A 19,380-nucleotide genomic window follows, 5' to 3' on the forward strand; every position below is an offset into this window, starting at 1 on the left:
GAGAAGAAAAATGCAAGGAATTCTCTACGAAGAACCGTCTTTCTGGCAGTTCCTGTTCGTCAGCGTCATCATGGGCGGTTGGACCGCTTGGCGTACGGGCAAGAGCGTTGCGGACGGTTGGCAGAACTACGGAACGCTGGTCGTCTACGTCCTTCTTCTAGGCGCAGCCATTCGTTTCGTGCACCACGCGCTGTTCCACGGCACCATGCTCACGCCGCAGTACTATGTCGTGGACACCGCCGTGCTTTTGTTGTTTGCTACGCTCGGCTACCGCTATTACCGTACGCGGCAGATGACCAATAACTACTACTGGCTCTATGAAAAGGCTTCGCCCTTTTCCTGGAAATCCAAGTAACCAGAGGGAACGCCGCGACCGGTTCTCGGCCGCGGTCTCAAAGATACCGGCGCAATGAATGCGGGTGTTGCGACCGGTTGAAACGAACCCGCAATCAAATTTGGGAGTAATAATATGAAGAAGTCTCTCATGTCGGCTGTTGCTTTGGCTGCAATGGTCGCTTTCAGCGGCAGCGCCTGGGCCGACATCCTGATCGGCGTCGGTGGCCCGATCACCGGCCCGAACGCTGCCTTCGGCGCACAGCTGCAGAAGGGTGCCGAGCAGGCTGCTGCCGACATCAACGCTGCCGGCGGCATCAACGGCGAGCAGATCAAGATCGTGCTCGGCGACGACGTTTCCGACCCGAAGCAGGGCGTTTCGGTCGCCAACAAGTTCGTCGCTGACGGCGTGAAGTTCGTCGTCGGTCACTTCAACTCCGGCGTTTCCATTCCGGCATCGGAAATCTACGCTGAAAACGGCATCCTGCAGATCACGCCGGCGTCCACCAACCCGACCTACACGGAACGCGGCCTGTGGAACACCTTCCGTACCTGCGGCCGTGACGACCAGCAGGGCGCCGTAGCCGGTTCCTTCATCGCTGCCAACTTCAAGGACGCCAAGGTTGCCGTCGTTCACGACAAGACCCCGTATGGCCAGGGCCTTGCCGACGAAACCAAGAAGGCAATGAACGAAGCCGGCATCACGGAAGTGATCTATGAAGGCGTCAACATCGGCGACAAGGACTTCTCCGCTCTCATCGCCAAGATGAAGGAAGCCGGCGTTTCCGTCGTCTATTGGGGTGGTCTGCACACAGAGTTCGGCCTGATGGAACGCCAGGCTGCCGACCAGGGCCTGAAGGCAACCTTCATGTCGGGTGACGGCATCGTTTCGAACGAACTGGCTTCGATCGCCGGCGACGCCGTCGACGGCACGCTGATGACGTTCGCTCCGGATCCGCGCAAGAACGAAGCTGCAAAGGAACTCGTCGAGAAGTTCCGCGCATCGGGCTTCGAGCCGGAAGCCTACACGCTGTACTCCTACGCTGCCGTTCAGGTCATCGCTGAAGGCGCCAAGGCTGCCGGCGGCGTAGACCCGCAGGCCGTTGCCGAAGCCATCAAGGCGAAGGGTCCGTTCAAGACCGCCATCGGCGAACTCGGCTTCGACGAAAAGGGCGACATCACCCGTCCGGACTACGTCATGTACACCTGGAAGAAGGGTGACGACGGCAAGTACACCTACGTTGAAAACCAGTAATCGGTTTTTTCACGGAACGGGCGGCGCATGAACGCCGCCTGACCGGATTGCCTCAAGCCCGGCCTTCGCGCCGGGCTTTTTCTTTGGGGCTGTGGGGCGAAAATCGTATCCCCTTAATTTCAGGCTTGCCTAAAGGCGTCGGCATGTCGAAAGTCCGGATAGGCGCGGCACACCGCGTGACCCTGCAAACCGATCGGGTGAGACCATGCTTGAGCTTCGACCCAACTGCGAGTGCTGCGACCGCGACCTGCCGCCGGAAAGCCCGGATGCGCGGATCTGCACCTTCGAGTGCACCTTCTGCGCCGATTGCGTCGAGACGGTGCTGGGCGGCGCCTGCCCGAATTGCGGCGGCGATTTCGTGCGCCGGCCGGTGCGGCCGGCCGCCCTGCTGGCGAAATATCCCGCCTCCACCCGTCGCGTACTCAAGGCCGAGGGCTGCGGCCCGGCGGAAGCGGCGTGAGGCATAACATGATTTCGGGCCGTTTCTCCGGTGTTTTCCTCACCGTTTTCCTCGTCTTGGCATCCTTTTGCGCTGCTGAGGAGATCGATTGCGAAAACGCCCAGACGCAGATGGACATGAACATCTGCGCCGACCAGGACTACCAGCACGCCGACAAGGCGCTTAACGCCGCCTACAAGAAGGCCGTCGCCGCCGCGCGCGAGATGGACGACAACGTCAAGGACATGGGCGAGGCCTATGTCGGCGCGGTGGATGCGTTGAAGCGCGCCCAGCGGGCCTGGATCGGTTATCGCGACGGCCAGTGCGAATTCGCCGGCTTCGAGGCGCGTGGCGGGTCCATGGAGCCGATGCTGGTCTCCGGCTGTCTTGCCGACTTGACGCGCAAGCGGACCGACGAGCTGAAGGCCGTCTACGAGCAGCAGAACTGAGAGGCGCCGGGTGCCGCGCAGGATCGCCATCGTCGGCAACGGCTCCATTCCGGAAGGCGTTGCCGAAACCATAGACAGTGCCGATCTGGTGATCCGCTTCAACGGCTGCCGCTCGGCCGGGCGGGGAGGCTGGAAGACGGATATCGTTGCCGCCTGCAACACGGGCCGCCCGGCCCTGGACATGCTGGCCGGCGGTCGCTGGAAGGCGAGCCGGACCGTGCGGCAGGCGAAGGAAATCTGGTGCGTGCGCACGGCTGCGGTCTTTGCCGCCATGCGCAGGCCGCTTGCAGAGAGCCATCCCGATCTCGACGATTTCTGCGACGATTATACGGCCGGCTTCGAGACATTCGCCCGCGTCACGGGGCGCTCGCTGAGGGTGATCCCGGAGGCCGTGCACCATGCCGTGGATGCCGAGCTTGCCGCCCTCGATCCGTCGCCCTATGTCGTGCCGAGTTCGGGGCTGATCGTGATTGCCCATGTGCTTGCGAATATTGCTGCGGCTGACGACCGCGTCTCCCTCGCCGGCTTCGGCCATGAGGGCTGGCAATGGCACCCCTTCGCCGCCGAACGACGCTGGACGGAGGCGCGGATCGCCAGCGGCCGTCTTGACCGTCTCCATGCGCTCCGGTGACGCCGGCCCGGCTCGAAGTTCCAAAACGGGACGATTAAACTTCTATCGAATGCTTTAGCCGTCTCTGAAAGAAAATGTCTTATGGTCCCTCCATACATTATGGAGAGATTGATGCGTGGCAGGCTGGCCCTTTGGCTGAGGGCACAGATAGATTTCGGCGGCTTCGAGACGAAGGCCGACATCTGGACGTTCGTGCTGAATGTCGTTCTGGTGGCGACGGCGCTGGCGACCGCGACCTATCTAATGTTTGCCGCCATCCTCGCGAATTTCGGCCTTCTGCCCTATCCGTTCGGCACCGCGCTCGGCTTCGGCGGATCGACGACCATCCTGATTGCGGCGAGCGTTACGGCACTCCTGGCCTGGCTGATCGGCACAGCGATCCATGAAATCTCCCTTTCGCGCGCGGCATTCGAGCGACTGAGCCGGCTCGACTCGCTCTCCGGCCTTCTCAACCGCCGGGCTTTTTCCGAGATGCTGGAGACGAAGGTTAACGGCTTCTTCGTGCTGTTCGACATTGACCGGTTCAAGTTGGTCAACGATAAACATGGCCATGTGGTCGGAGATGCGGTCATCGTTGCCGTCGCGGAGGAGCTGAAGCGGGTTTTCGAACCAGCCCATCTCGTCAGCCGGTTCGGCGGCGAGGAGTTCGCCGTGCTGATCTGCAGCGTGGACCGTGGCGATTGCTCTCTTCTGGTGGAAGAGGCCCGCCGCTCGGTGGGCGCACGCCGCATCGAGACCGGCGGGAAGCCGGTCGCCGTCACCCTCTCCGCCGGCATTGCCGATCACGGCGCGGGCCGCTCTTTCGACGCCACCTTCGAGGCGGCGGACCGGGCGCTTTATCTCGCAAAATCGTTCGGCCGCGACCGGACGATCCATGAAGACGAGAGCGACGAACTGCTGGCCCCAAGCCGCCATGTCGCTGGCGGCCGCCGTCGCTGATACGGGTCCGTTTGCTAAATCCGGCGAAGCGCTTCCGGGTCGCCGATATGGACAAGGCGGCCGCGCACGTTGACGCCGTAGCTGCGCAACATCGAAAAGGCGCGGGAGAGGGCTTCCGGCGCGAGCCCCAGTTTGCCGGCAAGCAGGCTCTTCTGGTAAGGCAGGTGGAAGCTTGCCGGCTTCCCCTCGACCGAGCAATGGGCGAGCAGATAACGCGCCACGCGCTGCGGGGCGGTGTGCAGCCGGTCATTGGCCAGACTTGCAAAGGCCTTTGCGAGCTGGGCGGAGAGCGCATTGGTCAGCGCCACCGCGAGATCCGGCCGACGGTTTGCGATGTCGCGCACGCGCTTCAGGTCGAAGCGGGCGATCAGCGCCGGTTCGGCGGCCTGGGCCGTGGCGGTGTAGCGGCCACCATCGAGCACGACGCTTGCGCCGATGAGATCGCCGGGGCCGTAGAGTTCGACATCCGCCTCGCGGCCATCGGGGTCGAGCTTATAGACGCGGACATAGCCTGACAGCACGCAATGCAGGAGATCGGCAGGCTCGCCCTCGCGGAAGAGGATCTGACGCGCCGGCAGGTTGCCGATCACCGCAATCTCCATCATCGCCGCGACGCTTTCCACGCCGAGCGCCGCCAGCAGGCCGGAACTCAGCAGGGTTTCCCGTTCCCGTGCACCGGGTTTCATCAGCCTGTTCATCGCTCTCACTCCATGCTCCCGCAGGCATTTCTTGCTCTTTGACGGGAGAACGATAGTCGAGGCCGGGCAATCCTTACTTGATTTCGATCAATCAAAGAAAAAACGGCCGGTTCGAAATCAATCGAACCGGCCGTTTGGATCGAAACCGTGCGCGCCTACTCGGCGGCGAGCGGCGAGTGATGCACGACGGTGAAGGGCTTGCGTTCACCGGGGTTCTTCTTCTCGAGCGTCTCGATGCGCTTTTCGAGATCGGCGACATCGCGGCTCGTCTGGTCGGCAAGGCGGGTCAACGCTTCCGGTTCCATGGCGAGCAGCTCATCGTCCTTCTTGCCGACGAAGCGGCCGAACAGCCAGCCGAGGAAGCGCGACACGTCGTCCATGATCAGAAAGAACGAGGGCACGACGACGAGCGAGAGCACCGTCGAGACGATGATGCCGCCGATTACGGCGATTGCCATCGGCGAGCGGAACGAACCGCCTTCGCCGACACCGAGTGCTGAGGGCAGCATGCCGGCGGACATGGCGATCGAGGTCATGACGATCGGGCGGGCGCGCTTGCGGCCGGCCTCGATCATCGCTTCCACGCGGTTCATGCCCTGGTGCATCATCTCGATGGCGAAATCGACGAGCAGGATGGCGTTCTTCGTCACGATGCCCATCAGCATCAGGATGCCGATGAGAACGGGCATGGAGAGCGCGTTCTGCGTCAGGATCAGGCCCGCCGCCACGCCGCCGATGGCGAGCGGCAGCGAGAGCAGGATGGTGAAGGGCTGGATCACGTCCTTGAAAAGCAGGATGAGAACCATCAGCACGAGCAGCAGGCCAAGCAGCATGGCGTTGCCGAAGGACTGTTGCATTTCCGCCTGCACTTCCGCGTCGCCACTCTCGGCGAACTGCACGGTCGGTGGCATGTCGACGCTGGCGGCGATCTCCTTGAAGCGGGCGGTTGCGGTGTCTAGCGCGACGCCGGGGCGCAGGTCGGAGCCGATCTGCACGACGCGGTTGCGGTTGTGGCGCTTCACCGAGCTGGGGCCTTCCGAATAGTCGATGTCGGCGACGCTCGACAGCGGCACGAACTGACCGGCGGAGGTCTGGATCTTGAGGTTTCGGATCGCGCCGAGATCGGCACGGAAGTCGCGGGCGACCTGCACGCGGATCGGGATCAGGCGGTCATCCAGCGAGACCTTGCTGAGCTGCGAGTCGATATCACCGATGGTGGCGACACGCACGATCTCCGAGATCTGCGCCGTGGTGATGCCGAAGCGGGCCATCTGGTCGTCGCGCGGACGGATCTGCAACTCAGGACGCGGCAGCGAGCCTTCCGAACTGACATTGGAGAGCACCGGATCGGCACGCAGCTTGGCTTCCAGCACGCCGACGGTGGCGTTGAGGTCCGCCTCGTTGTTGGAGAGCAGATTGAACGCCAGGTCGCGCTCGCCGCGGTCGTTGAGCTTGATGATGCGCACATCGGGAATGTCGCGCAGTGTCGCGAAGATTTCCTTCTCGATATCCCACTGCGGACGCACGCGGCCCTTGGCCTCCATCTTCGGCAGGTACTGGCCGATGACGGGAATCTTGCCGGCGACGTCGTTGACCAGCTTGTGGAGCAGCGAATGTTCCAGCTTGTCGAGGATGACGGTCACGGAGGCGCGGCGCAGTTCCAGGTCGCCTTTCGGCGAGGAGCCGCCGAGCACGAAGACGCTCTGCACGCCGTCGATGTCCTTGACCCGGTCGAAAATCTGCGTGGTCGTACGGTCGGTATCCTCGAGCATCGCATCCGGCGGCAGCTCGACCGACAGTACGACGCGCGAGGCGTCTTCCGGCGGCAGGAAGCTGCCGGGCACGGTGAAAAGCAGCATGACCGAGGCGATCAGGAAGGCGAAGGCGGCGACGAGCGTCGCATAGCGGGCATACCACTTGCCCGTCGTCTTGCTGACGAGCCAGGTATAGCCGCGCATGAAGGCGCCTTCCTTCTCCTCGCCATGACCGTCCGCATCATGCGCACGCATGAGGTAGGCCGCCATGACCGGCGTGATGAGACGCGCGACCACCAGCGAGAAGAACACGGCGACGGCAACGGTCAGGCCGAACTGGATGAAGTACTGGCCCGGAATGCCCGGCATGAAGGAGACCGGCACGAAGACCGCAATGATTGTGAAGGTCGTCGCGATGACGGCGAGGCCGATTTCGTCGGCGGCTTCGATGGCCGCCCGATAGGGCGTCTTGCCCATGCGGATGTGCCGCGCGATGTTTTCGATCTCCACGATCGCGTCATCGACGAGAATGCCGGTTGCCAGCGTCAGCGCCAGGAACGAGACGAGGTTCAGCGAGAAGCCCATCATGTCCATGACGAAGAAAGTGGGGATTGCCGACAGCGGAAGCGCCACGGCCGAAATCAGCGTGGCGCGCCAGTTGCGCAGGAACAGGAACACGACGAGGACGGCGAGCAGCGCGCCTTCGATCAGCGTGTGGAGTGCTGCCTCGTAGTTGCCGTAGGTGAAGTAGACGCTGTCGTCGACCATTTCGATCGAGACGTCGGGATATTGCGCGCGCACCTTGGTGAGCGCCTTCTCCACGGATTCCGCGACGGTGACCTCGCTTGCGCCCTTCGAACGGAAGACCGCGAAGGTGACGACCGGGTTGCCGTTGAAGCGCGAGAAGGAGCGCGGCTCCTCATAGGTGTCGGTGATCTTGCCGAGCTCGGACAGGCGCACGAAACGGCCGTTCGACAGCGCGATTATCGTGTTGTTGAGCTTTTCCACCGAGCGGGCGTCGCCCAGCGTGCGTATCGCCTGTTCGGCGCCGGCGATCTGGCCGCGGCCGGAGCCGGCATCCGCATTCATGCTGCGGATCTGGCGGTTCACGTCGGCGGCGGTAACGCCGTAGGATTCGAGCTTGTCGGGGTTGAGGTCGATGCGCACTTCGCGGTCGGCGCCGCCGAAGCGGTCGATCTTGCCGATGCCGGCCTGGCCTTGCAGGGCGCGCTTGACCTTGTCGTCGACGAACCAGGATAGTTCCTCGAGCGTCATGTTGGGCGAGGAGACGGCAAAGGTCTGGATTGCCTGACCCTCGACGTCGATCTTGGTGACGACGGGTTCCTCGACCGAGGCCGGCAGGTCGCTGCGGATGCGGTCGATCGCGTCCTTGACGTCCTGAAGCGCCTGGTTGGTCGGCTTTTCAATCTCGAAGAGCACCGATGTCAGCGAGCTGCCGTCCGTGACGGTGGACATGATGTCCTTGACGCCTTCGATGCCGGCGACCGCATCCTCGATCTCCTTGGTGACCTGAACCTCAAGCTCGGCCGGGGCGGCACCGCTCTGGGTCACGTTGATGGCGATGATCGGCACGTCGATATTCGGGAACCGCGTGATGGGCAGTGCGAAAAACGAGGAGATGCCGACATAGATCAGCAGGAAAAACGCGAGCAGCGGCGCAATCGGATTGCGAATGGACCAAGCTGAAAAGTTCATGTCCCCAAAGTCCTTGTAGAGAGACCAGACGGTATTCGGGCTCCGGCCCCTCCCGGATCACCCGTCATGCCACCAGGCGCCCCGCCCGGCATTATAGACCCTTTCGTAAAAGGGCCTTCACGTCATTTCGTTGCCGAGGCCTGCTCGGCATGCACCGGATTGACCTTGTCGCCATCGCGGACATAGGCGCCGGCCTTGGCCACAACCTCGTCGCCGGCTTTCAGGCCGCTGAGGATTTCGAGCACCTGGCCGTCCTGGATGCCGGTTTCGACCGGCACGAGCTTGACGACGCCGTTCTCGACCTTGCGGGCCACCGTCTTGCCGTCGGCGGTCGTGACCGCCGAGAGCGGCAGGACGATGCCTTCGCGCTCCTCGACGACGATCTCGGCGCTGGCGAACATGCCTGCACGGGCCTTGCCCGGCTCATCGAAGCGGATATAGACGCGGCCGAGGCGGCTCTGCGGGTCGAGCGTCGGTTCAACGAGGCGGATCGTGCCCGTGACCGAAGCGGCACCGCCGGCAAGCTTGACGGTCGCCTTCTGGCCAACCGCGAGCTTGAGCACGGAATCTTCTGATACGTCGGCCTTCAGCTCGATTGCGCCGTCACGGATGACGGTAAAGAGCGGCGAGGCTGCGCCGCTGGCGATCGCGCCGACCTTGGCCGTGCGGGCCGAGACGACACCCGAGACCGGCGACTTCACCGCCGTGCGGGCGAGCTTCAGCGCGATATCGTCGATCTGCGTCTGGGCGACCTTGATATCGGCCTGCGAAACGGCGATCGCCTGGTCGGCGGAATTGACGCGGGCGAGGGCGGCATCGGCGGTGGCGACGGCCTGATCGGCGGTCGCCTGCGATTGCGAGCCTGACTTCACCAGCTTGAGCGAGCGGTCGCGGACCCGGATGGCCTCGTCGGCATTGGCCTTCGCCTCCACCTGCTGCGCCTTGATCTGCGCCAGCGCGGCCTCGGCCTTTGCAAGCGAAGCCTCGGTCTGGCTCTTCTGCAACAGGAGTGCATCGTCGTTCAGCGTGGCGAGCGTGCCCTCCGCCTCGACCGTGTCACCGACATCGGCGGCCAGCGTGCGGATGGAGAGCCCATCGACCAGCGGCACGACATAGACTTCCTCGACGGCCTGCACCGTGCCGGTCGCGATGACGCGGTCGACGATGGTGCGCGTCTCGGCGGCGCTGACGACGATTGCCGGAAGGTTCTGGGTCTGCTGCTGCGTTTCGCCGGTGGCCGTTGCCGCATCGGCAGCGAGCGCAAGGCCCGGCGTTGCCGTCATGAAAGCGGCGACGGAAAAAGAGAGGACTTTCCTGTGTCCAGAAGCCATAGGCCGAACTTTCCCAAAGAGCATGACGTAATATGATCGTGATCCGGGCGTTCTTTTTGTCTTCCGGACCCTATTCCTGCCAGTATAGCGGACACGGAAAGGGCAATGTCGGCCTCTCCCAGCTTCCAACTCTGCGGTCTATGTAATTGGCGTCCGCCAGCCTTACAAGAGGTAACGGAATGGTGCCTCATTATTTTATGCGTTTGGCTTTTCCATGGCAATGGCGACAGGACGCCGCAGCTTTTTGCATCCCCAAAACGAAACGTGCGGGGCTTGAGGCCCCGCACGTCGATACCATCAGGAGAAGCGACTACTTCAAGGCTGCGTCGGTGATCTCATGCGTCCAGGCGCCTTCCGGCTCCTTTGAGATGACCGGGTCCGAGCCGCCGGCCAGAAGCGATGCGACGGTGCGCTTGTAGTCCGCCTCGTCGAGCGCGCCGTTGGAGCCGGCCGTCAGCTTGGCGACTTCGCCCATCATGAACTTCTGGTGCGCCTCGGTCTGCGCGCCGGTCGAGTCGTTTTCCAGCACGATCCCGGCGGCTTCGTCCGGGTTCGCTTCGGCATATTTCCAGCCCTTCATGGAGGCGCGCACGAACTTGACCATCTTTTCCTTGAAGGCCGGGTCGGCGAGCTTGTCCTGCAGAACGTAGAGGCCGTCTTCCAGTGTCGCGACGCCCTGGTCCTCATATTTGAAGGTCACGAGGTCTTCCGGCTTGATACCGGCATCGAGAACCTGACCGTATTCGTTGTAGGTCATGGTTGAGATGCAGGCCGCCTGCTTCTGCAACAGCGGATCGACGTTGAAGCCCTGCTTGAGGACGGTGACGCCATCCGGTCCACCATCGGTCGGGATCTTCAGGTGGCTCATCCAGGACAGGAAGGGATATTCGTTGCCGAAGAACCAGACGCCCAGCGTCTTGCCCTTGAAATCCTCAGGACCCTTGACGCCGGATTCCTTCAAACAGGTCAGCATCATGCCCGAAGACTTGAACGGCTGGGCGATGTTGACGAGTGCGACACCCTTTTCACGGGTGGCAAGCGCCGAGGGCATCCAGTCGACGATGACGTCAGCGCCGCCGCCGGCGATCACCTGGGCCGGTGCGATATCCGGGCCGCCCGGCTTGATATCGACGTCGAGGCCTTCTTCCTCGTAGAAACCCTTGTCCTTCGCGACATAGTAGCCGGCGAACTGGGCCTGGGTCACCCATTTCAGCTGGAGCGTCACCTTGTCGGCGGCCTCCGCCTGGAAAGCGGCAAGCGAGAAGGCGCTTGCGAGAAGCATGGATGCAATCGTCTTTTTCATGTCAGTTCCCTCTTTCTTCTTTGTTTTACGCCTGCCCACCACGGACAGACGGATGCCAGAACGTGACGATCCGCTCGATGAGCGCGACCGCCCCATAGAAGGCGGAACCAGCCACCGCGGCAACCGCGATTTCGGCCCAGACCATGTCGACATTCATGCGGCCCACTTCCGTGGAAATCCGGAAGCCCATGCCGACGATGGGGGTTCCGAAGAACTCGGCGACGATCGCGCCGATCAGCGCCAGCGTCGAGTTGATCTTGAGAGCGTTGAAGATGAAGGGCCAGGCGGCGGGAAGACGCAGCTTGACGAGCGTCTGGAACCAGTCGGCGGCGTAGGTGCGCATCAGGTCGCGCTCCATGTGGCTCGTCGCGGCAAGGCCGGAGACCGTGTTCACCAGCATGGGGAAGAAGGTCATGATGACGACGACGGCGACCTTCGACTGCCAGTCGAAGCCGAACCACATGACCATGATGGGTGCCACGCCGATGACCGGCAGCGCCGAGACGAAATTGCCGAGTGGCAGCAGGCCCTTTTGCAGGAAGGGCGAGCGGTCGATGAGGATGGCGACGAGGAAGCCGAGGCCGCAGCCGAGCGCATAACCCGTGATCACGGATTTCAGGAAGGTCTGGCGGAAATCCGCCCAGAGCGTCGGCACCGAGGTGATCAGTCGTGCCCAGATCATGCTCGGCGGCGGCAGCAGTACGGAGGGCACGTTGAAGCCGCGCACGATGCCTTCCCACAGCACGAGGATGGTCGCGCCGAAGATCAGCGGCACGGCGATGCGCGCGGCGCGGTCGGCCACGGGGTTCCAGAATTTCCGGCGCACCAGCCATTCGTTGAACGCCCAGGCGGCGAGCCAGAAGACGATGGCGGCAAGGAGGATGGAAAGGTTCATGCCCGTGCCCCCATGCGCTTGAGAACGAGGCTATGAGCAAAGCCGACGACTATGACCAGCAGCGCCGCGACCGCCGCCGCCATGAAGAGGGCGGCCCAGATCTGCACCGTCTGACCGTAATAGGAGCCGGCGAGCAGGCGTGCGCCAAGGCCGGCGACCGCGCCGGTCGGCAGTTCGCCGACGATCGCGCCGACGAGCGAGATGGCGATCGCCACCTTCAGCGAGGTGAAGAGGTAGGGCATGGACGAGGGCCAGCGCAGCTTCCAGAAGGTCTGCGACGACGAGGCATGATAGGTGTGCATCAGGTCGAGCTGGATCTGTTCGGGGCTGCGCAGGCCCTTCACCATGCCGACGACGATGGGGAAGAAGGACAGATAGGTCGAGATCAGCGCCTTCGGCATCAGGCCTGATATGCCCACCGCATTCAGAACGACGATGATCATCGGCGCGATGGCGAGGATCGGGATCGTCTGGCTGGCAATGACCCAAGGCATCAGCGAGCGGTCCATGGCGCGGTTGTGCACGATGGCGATGGCAAGCAGGATGCCGAGCACGGCACCCATGCCGAAACCCATCAGCGTCGCCGACAGCGTGATCCAGGCATGATAGACGAGGCTGCGCTTCGAGGTGATCGCCTTGTTGACCGTCGTATCCCAGAGTTCGGCGAAGACCTGATGCGGGGCGGGCAGAACCGGACGCTCCTGCGCCATGGTCTTCGGTAGGAGTTCGGCAAAGCTGATGGTCGTGCCGGCGCGCGCGGCGGTGTCGCGCTCGAAGGGCGCATTCAGCACCACGACGAAGACATACCAGAGGGCGAGCAATGCGAGCACCACGGTGCCGATGGGAAGAAGGCGATCTCTGAGAAAACGTGCTTCCCCCATGGCTCAGCTCCGCGCCGTCGTGGGAAGCAGCATCAGCCCCATGGCGACAATGCCGAGACCGACGCCGGCAAGCTGCGTCTGGCTCAGCCGCTCGCCGAAAAACAGGAAGGCGATGACATTGACCAGCAGCAACTGCGTGATGGCGGAAAGCGAGATGGCAAGCCCGAGCCCGCCCTCGCGCATCAACTTCAGCATCATCAGGTTGCCGACGATGTACAGCGCCATGGACAGCAGGAGATAAAGGATGTTCGTGGTGCCGAGATAGGCGCGCGACGAGGTGGCCGCACCAATGAAGACGGTGGTGGCGCCGAACAGCCAGAGCACGAAGGAGAGCTTCATCAGGCGTGCTCCTCGTAGCTGTGGCCGGCGCGCAGGCCTTCGCGGACGCGGTGGGCGATTTCGAGGAATTCCGGGGTTTCGCGGATGCCCAGGGGGCGCTCCCTGGGGAGGGGGGAATCGATGACGTCAGTCACGCGGCCCGGGCGAGGGCTCATCACGACGATCTTCGTCGAGAGATAGACCGCTTCCGGGATCGAATGGGTGACGAAACAGATCGTCTTCTGTGTGGCGGCCCAGAGTTTCAGAAGCTGCTCGTTGAGATGGTCGCGCACGATCTCGTCGAGCGCGCCGAACGGTTCGTCCATCAGCAGGAGATCGGCGTCGAAGGCGAGTGCGCGGGCAATCGAGGCGCGCTGCTGCATGCCGCCCGACAACTGCCAGGGGTATTTCTTGCTGAAACCCGTGAGGTTGACGAGGTCGAGCGTATGGGCGATGCGCGCCTGCTGCTCGGCCTTCGAATAGCCCATGATTTCGAGCGGCAGCGCGATGTTCTTCTCAATGGTGCGCCAAGGGTAAAGGGCTGCTGCCTGGAAGACATAGCCGTAGGCGCGGCGCTTGCGGGCCTCTTCCGGCGACAGTCCGTTGACCGTGATGGTGCCGGATGTCGGTTTTTCGAGATCGGCGATGACGCGCAGGAAGGTCGTCTTGCCGCAGCCGGACGGGCCGATGAAGGAGACGAAATCACCCTTTTCGACGGTGAGGTTGACGCCGGTCAGCGCCGTGACGGGACCATCGGCGGTCTGGAAGGTGAGGCCGAGATCCTTTGCGCAGACGACGGTATTCGCTGGGGCCATGCTCATCATCTTTCGGCGCCTCGCACGGCGCGGTTTCCGGCAGACTGCATGTCCCTTCCCGGCATTGCAATCGGCTTTGTCTTCGCTATCACTTTGGGCACGGAATTCTTTCGGAGGAGATGGAAATGACGGGTGAAACGAAAGTCGGATGCCGGATCGTGCGTCCGGGTACCACCTATGACGGCAAGCAGGGGTTCAGCTATTTCGAGGGCATCGCGCGAGAAAGCGTCGGCGCGTCGGGCATCTGCATGCATCTTCTGACGATCCCGCCGGGCGGTCGCGCGAAGGCGCATATGCACGAGAGCCACGAGACGGCGATCTACATGCTCTCCGGCGAGGCGCATACCTGGTATGGCGAGCGGCTGGAGAACCATGTGATCGTCAAGGCAGGCGAGATGTTCTACATCCCCGCCGGCGTGCCGCATCTGCCGGCCAACCTTTCCGACCAGCCGGCCTCTGCCGTCATTGCCCGGACAGATCCCCACGAGCAGGAGAGCGTGGTGCTTCTGCCGCATCTCGAGGCGCTGGTTCCGCGCTAAACGTCTTCGCCCGCCCATTACTTCTTGCACCGCTTCAGTGGCCCCCAGCGCGCGCCGTCGGGGAAGCTGACGGTGTAGCCGCCCTTGTCGGGCGTCAGCGTCAGCTCGTAGGGCGTGACGTCCTCGGAGCCTTCCTCATGGCATTCGGCGGTGACTTTCGTCGCGCCGCCGACCTGTTTGCCGTCGCCCTTGAATTCGCAATAGGAGACGGCGGTGGTCACGCCCTCCTTGTTGAGCAGGAAAAAGATGTCGGAGCCGGAGGATTCGCCGGTTTCGGAATAGAGGCAGCCGTCCTTGTCGCCATAGCTGCCGTCGACGATATCGGCCGCCGCCCCCGCCGCCCCCGCCGGGCCGGCGAGCGCGAGGCCGAGAAGAAGCGCCGGGAGGGTGCGGCCGGCCGGCATCAGACGCCGCTCGCCGGAATGCCGCTGCGCTCCACCTTGCGCGGCGCGGTGATGTCCTTCCAGGTCGACAGTGCCTTGCTGACGGCTGCAAAGGGTTCGCGCTTGACGAACTGGCCGTGGCCCTCGCGCGTCTTCACCGTGCTCTCCTCGATGGCGACGACGCCGCGCGTCAGCGTGTAGCGCGGCAGGCCGACGACCTCCTTGCCCTCGAAGACATTGTAGTCGATCGACGATTGCTGGCTCTTGGCGGAAATGGTCTTGGAGCGCTTCGGATCCCACACGACGATATCCGCATCCGCACCGACGAGGATGGCGCCCTTGCGGGGATAGACGTTGAGGATCTTCGCGATGTTGGTGGAGGTCACGGCCACGAACTCGTTCATCGTCAGGCGGCCGGTGTTGACGCCGTTGGTCCAGAGCATCGGCATGCGGTCTTCCAGGCCACCGGTGCCGTTCGGGATCTTGCGGAAATCGCCGGCACCCGTGCGCTTCTGGTCGGTCGTGAAGGCGCAATGGTCGGTCGCCACCACCTGCAGCGAGCCACTGGCAAGACCGGCCCAGAGCGAATCCTGATGCTGCTTGTTGCGGAAAGGCGGGCTCATGACGCGGCGGGCGGCATGGTCCCAGTCCTTGTTGAAATATTCGCTCTCGTCGAGCGTCAGATGCTGGATCAGCGGTTCGCCATAGACGCGCATGCCATTCTGGCGGGCGCGACGGATGGCCTCGTGCGCCTGTTCGCAGGAGGTGTGCACGACATAGAGCGGCGCACCCGCCATGTCGGCGATGATGATGGCGCGGTTCGTCGCCTCACCCTCGACGGACGGCGGGCGCGAATAGGCATGGCCCTCCGGTCCGTTGTTGCCTTCGTCCATCAGCTTGGACTGCATGGCGGCGACCACGTCGCCGTTTTCGGCATGGACGAGCGGCAGCGCGCCGAGCGCGGCGCAGCGCTGGAACGAGGCGAACATCTCGTCGTCGTTCACCATCAGCGCGCCCTTGTAGGCCATGAAGTGCTTGAAGGTGTTGATGCCCTTTTCCTCGACCACGGCCTTCATTTCGTCGAAGACCTGCTCGCCCCACCACGTCACGGACATGTGGAAGGAATAGTCGCAATTGGCGCGGGTCGACTTGTTGTCCCAGCGCTTCAGCGCATCGAGCAGCGACTGGCCGGGATCGGGCAGACAGAAATCCACCACCATGGTCGTGCCGCCGGCAAGGCCGGCGCGCGTGCCGCTTTCGAAATCGTCGGCCGAATAGGTGCCCATGAAGGGCATTTCGAGATGCACATGCGGATCGATGCCGCCGGGCATCACATAACAGCCCGCCGCATCCAGCACCTCGTCGCCCGAGAGGTTTGGGCCGATCTCGACGATCTTCCCGCCCTCGATCTTGACGTCCGCCTTGTATGTCAGGTCGGCGGTGACAACGGTTCCGCCCTTGATGACTGTGCTCATGTTGGTTCGTTCCCTGTCTTTAATTTTTGCTGGCGCCTGAAGCGCAAGACCGCCCGGCGTGCCGGACGGGAAAGATCATTCGGCGATGCCCGCCGTCTCGATCACCGCATGCAGCAGCACATCCGCGCCGGCGGCGGCCCATTCCTTGGAAATGTCTTCCGCCTCGTTGTGCGAAAGGCCGCCGACGCAGGGGCACATGATCATCGTGGCGGGCGCCACCTTGGCGGCCCAGCAGGCGTCGTGGCCGGCGCCGGAGATGATGTTCATGTGGCTGTAGCCGAGGTCTTCGGCTGCCTTGCGCACGGCCGAGACCAGTGTCGGATCGAAGGTGACGGGATCGAAATGGCCGACGGCTTCGACCGAACAGCCGACGCCAAGCGCTTCGCAGATCTTCGGGGCTTCCGCCTCGATGCGGGCGCGCATGCCGTCGAGTTTCGCCTGGTCGGGCGAGCGGATGTCGACGGTGAAGACGACTTTCCCGGGCAGCACGTTGCGTGAATTCGGCGAGAAGAACACCTGGCCGACACCGCCCACGGCGCCCGGCTGGTTTTCCATGGCGACCGTCTGCACCATTTCGAGGATGCGGGCCATGGCGAGGCCGGCATTGACGCGCAGGTTCATCGGTGTCGAGCCGGTATGCGCCTCGCGGCCGGTCAGCGTGAATTCCAGCCACCACAGGCCCTGACAGTGTGTGACGACGCCGATGTCCTTCTTCTCGGCTTCGAGGATCGGGCCCTGCTCGATGTGATATTCGAAATAGGCGTGCATTTTGCGCGCGCCGACCGTCTCGTCACCGACCCAGCCGATGCGCTTCAGCTCGTCGCCGAAGGTCTTGCCTTCCGGGTCCTTGCGGCCATAGGCGTAATCCTGGCTGTGCACGCCGGCAAAGACGCCGGAGGCGAGCATGGCCGGCGCGAAGCGCGCGCCTTCCTCGTTCGTCCAGTTGGTGACGACGATCGGATGCTTCGTCTTGATACCGAGATCGTTCAGCGAGCGGATGACTTCGAGGCCGGCGAGCACGCCGAGCACGCCGTCATATTTGCCGCCGGTCGGCTGGGTATCGAGATGCGAGCCGACATAGACGGGGAGCGCCTCGGGGTCGGCGCCCTCGCGCGTCATGAACATGTTGCCCATGGTATCGACGCCCATGGAAAGGCCTGCGTCCTCGCACCAGGTCTGGAAAAGGCGGCGGCCTTCGGCGTCGGAATCGGTCAGCGTCTGGCGATTGTTGCCGCCGGCGATGCCGGGGCCGATCTTCGCCATGTCCATGAGGGTGTCCCACAGGCGGTCCGCGTTGACACGCATGTTCTCGCCGGGTGCGGCCATGTCGTATGCTCCCACGTCTTCGGGCTTTGAAAGCCTCAATCTGTTCCCACCGGCTGGCGACGCGCTTGTTTGTTTTGCGCCTGTCCGACTCAGCAGTTGCCTTTACTTGATAACTGTCTGATAATTTGACCGGTTGGTAAACATTACAGCTTCCGTTGCGGCACTCAAGCCGAAAAACCAAAAACCTTGAGGTCTCGCCCAAGAAAATGGCGGCTGGTTAAACTGGTGAATTTGGCGGCACTTTTCCGATCGAGGAAAGCGTCGAGGGGGCAAGATGGCACTACCGAGGGCGGCCAGAACACAGCGGCGCACGCGCATCCAGGAGGCGAAGGAGGAGCAGATCCTCGAGGCGGCGCTGGAGGTCTTTTCGTTGCACGGGTTCCGTGGGGCGACCGTGGACCAGATCGCCGAAGTGGCGGGCATGTCCAAGCCCAACCTGCTCTATTATTTCCGCACCAAGGAGACCATGCACCGGGCGCTGATCACCCGCGTGCTCGACACTTGGCTCGATCCGCTGCGCGAGTTCGACGCGGAGGGCAATCCCGTTTCGGAAATCCGCAGCTACATCAGGCGAAAGCTCGAGATGGCGCGCGATTTTCCCCGCGAAAGCCGGCTTTTCGCCAATGAAATCCTGCAGGGTGCGCCCAATATCGAGGACGAGCTGAAAGGCCCGCTGAAGGCGCTCGTCGACGAGAAGGCGGAGGTGATCCGTACCTGGGCGAAGGCGGGCAAGATTGCCAAATGTGACCCCTATCACCTGATCTTCTCGATCTGGTCGACGACCCAGCACTATGCCGACTTCGACGTGCAGGTGCGCGCCGTGCTGGGACAGGATCAATCCGGCGAAGGCCGGTTCGAGGATGCGGCGCGCTTCCTCGAACAGCTCTTTATCAGCGGCCTGCATGTCAGCGAGCAGCCGGTTTAATCGGGCAGGAAGGCCATCAGCGCGAGGCCGCAGGCCGTCACCAGCGCGCCGGCGAGCACCGGAAGGCTTGCCCAGCCATGGCCGAGAATGCCTTCGAGCAGGATGATGAAGCTCGGCGTGAGATAGCCGTAGCCGAGAACCTTCGAGGCGGGCAGGCGCATCGAGGCATATTGCAACAGCAGGAACGTGCCGGCCGTCGTGACGACGGCGAGATAGGTGACGGCGGCATAGACGGTCAGCGGCAGGGCGGAGAAGTCCGTCTCGACGAGGCCGCGGATGCCCGGCGCGATCAGCCAGACCGTAGCGCCGGCGGTGACCCAGAAGCCGAAGGCGACGGCGGGCTCGCCGCGGTCGAAGCGGCGGATCAGCGGCACATAGAGCGCATGGCAGACGACGCCCGCGAAGAAGATCATTTCGCCGGTGCCGACATCGAAGGCGAGGATATCGGCGATATTGCCGCGAAAGATAACCCAGACGGCGCCGGCGGCGGCGATGACGAGGCCGGCGAGCACGCCTGGCCGCGTCTTCTGGCCCAGCACGGGGAGCGCGAAGCCGGCGCTCAGCAGCGGCATCAGAGTAAAGACGGCGCCTGTCGCGATAGGGCTGGTATATTCCAGCGCGGTGAACATGGTGAGCATGTAGATCGCGATGAGCCCGCCGAGCAGGAGGAAGCGCCAGATCTCCTTCGGCCAGACGGCCGGGACCCGGAAAGCGCCGAAGGCAAGGGCGGCCATGACGACGATGGTCATGATGTAGCGCCAGAGCGTCAGCGGCTCCGCCTCCATGTAGCGCGCCGCCAGGCCGCCGAAGGAGAAGGAACCGGCGATCAGCACGGCGAAGAGCAGCATGGCGAGATGGCCCTTGAGCTTCTCACGGCCGGTGGCATGGGTGGAGAGGCCCGCCCGGGCCGGCATACGTTTCGTCAAGAAAATCATCCTATTGTCTGCGGCGTGGCATGCTCATAGAGCAAGTCCG

Annotated in this window: 20 protein-coding genes; 8 read left to right on the top strand and 12 right to left on the bottom strand. The window is 63.4% G+C overall.

Going from position 1 to position 19,380, the window contains the following annotated elements:
• Positions 1–10: 10 nt before the first annotated feature.
• The 6 genes from AC27VQ_RS08520 (at position 11) to AC27VQ_RS08545 (ending at position 4,046) form a co-directional block, all read left to right on the top strand.
• Positions 11–355, top strand: coding sequence for a DUF6867 family protein (locus tag AC27VQ_RS08520; protein ID WP_313528969.1), 345 nt, complete (start codon positions 11–13; stop codon positions 353–355).
• A gap of 114 nt (positions 356–469) precedes the next feature.
• Positions 470–1,588 carry a branched-chain amino acid ABC transporter substrate-binding protein gene (locus AC27VQ_RS08525; protein ID WP_313528966.1) on the top strand — a complete coding sequence of 373 codons (1,119 nt, stop codon included), beginning with the start codon at positions 470–472 and terminating at the stop codon, positions 1,586–1,588.
• Positions 1,589–1,793: 205 nt separating this feature from the next.
• Positions 1,794–2,048 carry a DUF1272 domain-containing protein gene (locus tag AC27VQ_RS08530; protein WP_313528964.1) on the top strand — a complete coding sequence of 85 codons (255 nt, stop codon included), beginning with the start codon at positions 1,794–1,796 and terminating at the stop codon, positions 2,046–2,048.
• An 8-nt stretch (positions 2,049–2,056) separates the two neighbouring features.
• The gene (locus tag AC27VQ_RS08535; protein ID WP_488715940.1) at positions 2,057–2,476 is read left to right on the top strand and encodes a lysozyme inhibitor LprI family protein; all 420 of its coding nucleotides are present in this window, start codon (positions 2,057–2,059) and stop codon (positions 2,474–2,476) included.
• Between the two features lie 10 nt (positions 2,477–2,486).
• Positions 2,487–3,107 (top strand): glycosyltransferase family 29 protein, encoded by a 621-nt coding sequence (locus AC27VQ_RS08540; protein ID WP_488715941.1) that lies wholly within the window; start codon positions 2,487–2,489, stop codon positions 3,105–3,107.
• Positions 3,108–3,218: 111 nt separating this feature from the next.
• On the top strand, positions 3,219–4,046 hold the full coding sequence (locus AC27VQ_RS08545) for a GGDEF domain-containing protein (protein ID WP_488715942.1): 828 nt from the start codon (positions 3,219–3,221) through the stop codon (positions 4,044–4,046).
• Between the two features lie 14 nt (positions 4,047–4,060).
• Here AC27VQ_RS08545 and AC27VQ_RS08550 read toward each other — a convergent pair whose 3' ends face one another.
• The 8 genes from AC27VQ_RS08550 to AC27VQ_RS08585 form a co-directional block, all read right to left on the bottom strand.
• Positions 4,061–4,744 (bottom strand): Crp/Fnr family transcriptional regulator, encoded by a 684-nt coding sequence (locus AC27VQ_RS08550; protein ID WP_488715943.1) that lies wholly within the window; start codon positions 4,742–4,744, stop codon positions 4,061–4,063.
• Between the two features lie 155 nt (positions 4,745–4,899).
• The gene (locus tag AC27VQ_RS08555; protein ID WP_488715944.1) at positions 4,900–8,214 is read right to left on the bottom strand and encodes an efflux RND transporter permease subunit; all 3,315 of its coding nucleotides are present in this window, start codon (positions 8,212–8,214) and stop codon (positions 4,900–4,902) included.
• Between the two features lie 122 nt (positions 8,215–8,336).
• Positions 8,337–9,545 (bottom strand): efflux RND transporter periplasmic adaptor subunit, encoded by a 1,209-nt coding sequence (locus AC27VQ_RS08560; RefSeq protein ID WP_488715945.1) that lies wholly within the window; start codon positions 9,543–9,545, stop codon positions 8,337–8,339.
• Between the two features lie 310 nt (positions 9,546–9,855).
• Positions 9,856–10,848, bottom strand: a complete 993-nt coding sequence (locus tag AC27VQ_RS08565; protein WP_488715946.1) for an ABC transporter substrate-binding protein — start codon at positions 10,846–10,848, stop codon at positions 9,856–9,858.
• Positions 10,849–10,873: 25 nt separating this feature from the next.
• Complete coding sequence (locus AC27VQ_RS08570) at positions 10,874–11,743, bottom strand: ABC transporter permease (RefSeq protein WP_488715947.1); 870 nt, start codon at positions 11,741–11,743, stop codon at positions 10,874–10,876.
• Positions 11,740–12,624: an ABC transporter permease gene (locus tag AC27VQ_RS08575; protein ID WP_488715948.1), complete on the bottom strand. Its 885-nt coding sequence runs from the start codon at positions 12,622–12,624 to the stop codon at positions 11,740–11,742. Before AC27VQ_RS08575 ends, AC27VQ_RS08570 begins: the two co-directional genes overlap by 4 nt.
• 3 nt (positions 12,625–12,627) lie before the next feature.
• Positions 12,628–12,963, bottom strand: a complete 336-nt coding sequence (locus AC27VQ_RS08580) for a hypothetical protein (protein ID WP_488715949.1) — start codon at positions 12,961–12,963, stop codon at positions 12,628–12,630.
• The gene (locus AC27VQ_RS08585; RefSeq protein ID WP_313528938.1) at positions 12,963–13,757 is read right to left on the bottom strand and encodes an ABC transporter ATP-binding protein; all 795 of its coding nucleotides are present in this window, start codon (positions 13,755–13,757) and stop codon (positions 12,963–12,965) included. Before AC27VQ_RS08585 ends, AC27VQ_RS08580 begins: the two co-directional genes overlap by 1 nt.
• Before the next feature lie 125 nt (positions 13,758–13,882).
• Here AC27VQ_RS08585 and AC27VQ_RS08590 point away from each other — a divergent pair, with 125 nt between their 5' ends.
• Positions 13,883–14,296, top strand: coding sequence for a cupin domain-containing protein (locus tag AC27VQ_RS08590; RefSeq protein ID WP_488715950.1), 414 nt, complete (start codon positions 13,883–13,885; stop codon positions 14,294–14,296).
• Positions 14,297–14,313: 17 nt separating this feature from the next.
• On the opposite strand, the gene AC27VQ_RS08595 is transcribed toward AC27VQ_RS08590, so the two are convergent.
• The 3 genes from AC27VQ_RS08595 to AC27VQ_RS08605 form a co-directional block, all read right to left on the bottom strand.
• Positions 14,314–14,700: a hypothetical protein gene (locus AC27VQ_RS08595; protein ID WP_488715951.1), complete on the bottom strand. Its 387-nt coding sequence runs from the start codon at positions 14,698–14,700 to the stop codon at positions 14,314–14,316.
• On the bottom strand, positions 14,700–16,154 hold the full coding sequence (gene hydA / locus AC27VQ_RS08600; RefSeq protein WP_488715952.1) for a dihydropyrimidinase: 1,455 nt from the start codon (positions 16,152–16,154) through the stop codon (positions 14,700–14,702). Before hydA ends, AC27VQ_RS08595 begins: the two co-directional genes overlap by 1 nt.
• A 75-nt stretch (positions 16,155–16,229) precedes the next feature.
• Entirely contained in the window at positions 16,230–17,480 is a 1,251-nt protein-coding gene (locus AC27VQ_RS08605) for a Zn-dependent hydrolase (protein WP_488715953.1), read from the bottom strand.
• A gap of 274 nt (positions 17,481–17,754) precedes the next feature.
• On the opposite strand from AC27VQ_RS08605, the gene AC27VQ_RS08610 reads away from it, so the two are divergent.
• Positions 17,755–18,405, top strand: a complete 651-nt coding sequence (locus tag AC27VQ_RS08610) for a TetR family transcriptional regulator C-terminal domain-containing protein (protein ID WP_421590241.1) — start codon at positions 17,755–17,757, stop codon at positions 18,403–18,405.
• On the opposite strand, the gene AC27VQ_RS08615 is transcribed toward AC27VQ_RS08610, so the two are convergent.
• The gene (locus AC27VQ_RS08615) at positions 18,402–19,331 is read right to left on the bottom strand and encodes a DMT family transporter (RefSeq protein WP_313524347.1); all 930 of its coding nucleotides are present in this window, start codon (positions 19,329–19,331) and stop codon (positions 18,402–18,404) included. The two genes, AC27VQ_RS08610 and AC27VQ_RS08615, sit on opposite strands and share 4 nt — an antisense overlap.
• Between the last annotated feature and the right edge of the window lie 49 nt (positions 19,332–19,380).

Source organism: Shinella sp. 20P9.1.1 (genome assembly GCF_057798995.1).

What these genes read in the sequence shown, in the direction of transcription:
- AC27VQ_RS08595 (WP_488715951.1), bottom strand. Translation starts at nt 14,700, where the DNA reads ATGCCGGCCGGCCGCACCCTCCCGGCGCTTCTTCTCGGCCTCGCGCTC.
- AC27VQ_RS08560 (WP_488715945.1), bottom strand. Translation starts at nt 9,545, where the DNA reads ATGGCTTCTGGACACAGGAAAGTCCTCTCTTTTTCCGTCGCCGCTTTC.
- AC27VQ_RS08565 (WP_488715946.1), bottom strand. Translation starts at nt 10,848, where the DNA reads ATGAAAAAGACGATTGCATCCATGCTTCTCGCAAGCGCCTTCTCGCTT.
- AC27VQ_RS08590 (WP_488715950.1), top strand. Translation starts at nt 13,883, where the DNA reads ATGACGGGTGAAACGAAAGTCGGATGCCGGATCGTGCGTCCGGGTACC.
- AC27VQ_RS08605 (WP_488715953.1), bottom strand. Translation starts at nt 17,480, where the DNA reads ATGGCCGCACCCGGCGAGAACATGCGTGTCAACGCGGACCGCCTGTGG.
- AC27VQ_RS08570 (WP_488715947.1), bottom strand. Translation starts at nt 11,743, where the DNA reads ATGAACCTTTCCATCCTCCTTGCCGCCATCGTCTTCTGGCTCGCCGCC.
- AC27VQ_RS08550 (WP_488715943.1), bottom strand. Translation starts at nt 4,744, where the DNA reads ATGAACAGGCTGATGAAACCCGGTGCACGGGAACGGGAAACCCTGCTG.
- AC27VQ_RS08610 (WP_421590241.1), top strand. Translation starts at nt 17,755, where the DNA reads ATGGCACTACCGAGGGCGGCCAGAACACAGCGGCGCACGCGCATCCAG.
- AC27VQ_RS08580 (WP_488715949.1), bottom strand. Translation starts at nt 12,963, where the DNA reads ATGAAGCTCTCCTTCGTGCTCTGGCTGTTCGGCGCCACCACCGTCTTC.
- AC27VQ_RS08535 (WP_488715940.1), top strand. Translation starts at nt 2,057, where the DNA reads ATGATTTCGGGCCGTTTCTCCGGTGTTTTCCTCACCGTTTTCCTCGTC.
- AC27VQ_RS08545 (WP_488715942.1), top strand. Translation starts at nt 3,219, where the DNA reads ATGCGTGGCAGGCTGGCCCTTTGGCTGAGGGCACAGATAGATTTCGGC.
- AC27VQ_RS08555 (WP_488715944.1), bottom strand. Translation starts at nt 8,214, where the DNA reads ATGAACTTTTCAGCTTGGTCCATTCGCAATCCGATTGCGCCGCTGCTC.
- hydA (WP_488715952.1), bottom strand. Translation starts at nt 16,154, where the DNA reads ATGAGCACAGTCATCAAGGGCGGAACCGTTGTCACCGCCGACCTGACA.
- AC27VQ_RS08530 (WP_313528964.1), top strand. Translation starts at nt 1,794, where the DNA reads ATGCTTGAGCTTCGACCCAACTGCGAGTGCTGCGACCGCGACCTGCCG.
- AC27VQ_RS08520 (WP_313528969.1), top strand. Translation starts at nt 11, where the DNA reads ATGCAAGGAATTCTCTACGAAGAACCGTCTTTCTGGCAGTTCCTGTTC.
- AC27VQ_RS08525 (WP_313528966.1), top strand. Translation starts at nt 470, where the DNA reads ATGAAGAAGTCTCTCATGTCGGCTGTTGCTTTGGCTGCAATGGTCGCT.
- AC27VQ_RS08575 (WP_488715948.1), bottom strand. Translation starts at nt 12,624, where the DNA reads ATGGGGGAAGCACGTTTTCTCAGAGATCGCCTTCTTCCCATCGGCACC.
- AC27VQ_RS08585 (WP_313528938.1), bottom strand. Translation starts at nt 13,757, where the DNA reads ATGGCCCCAGCGAATACCGTCGTCTGCGCAAAGGATCTCGGCCTCACC.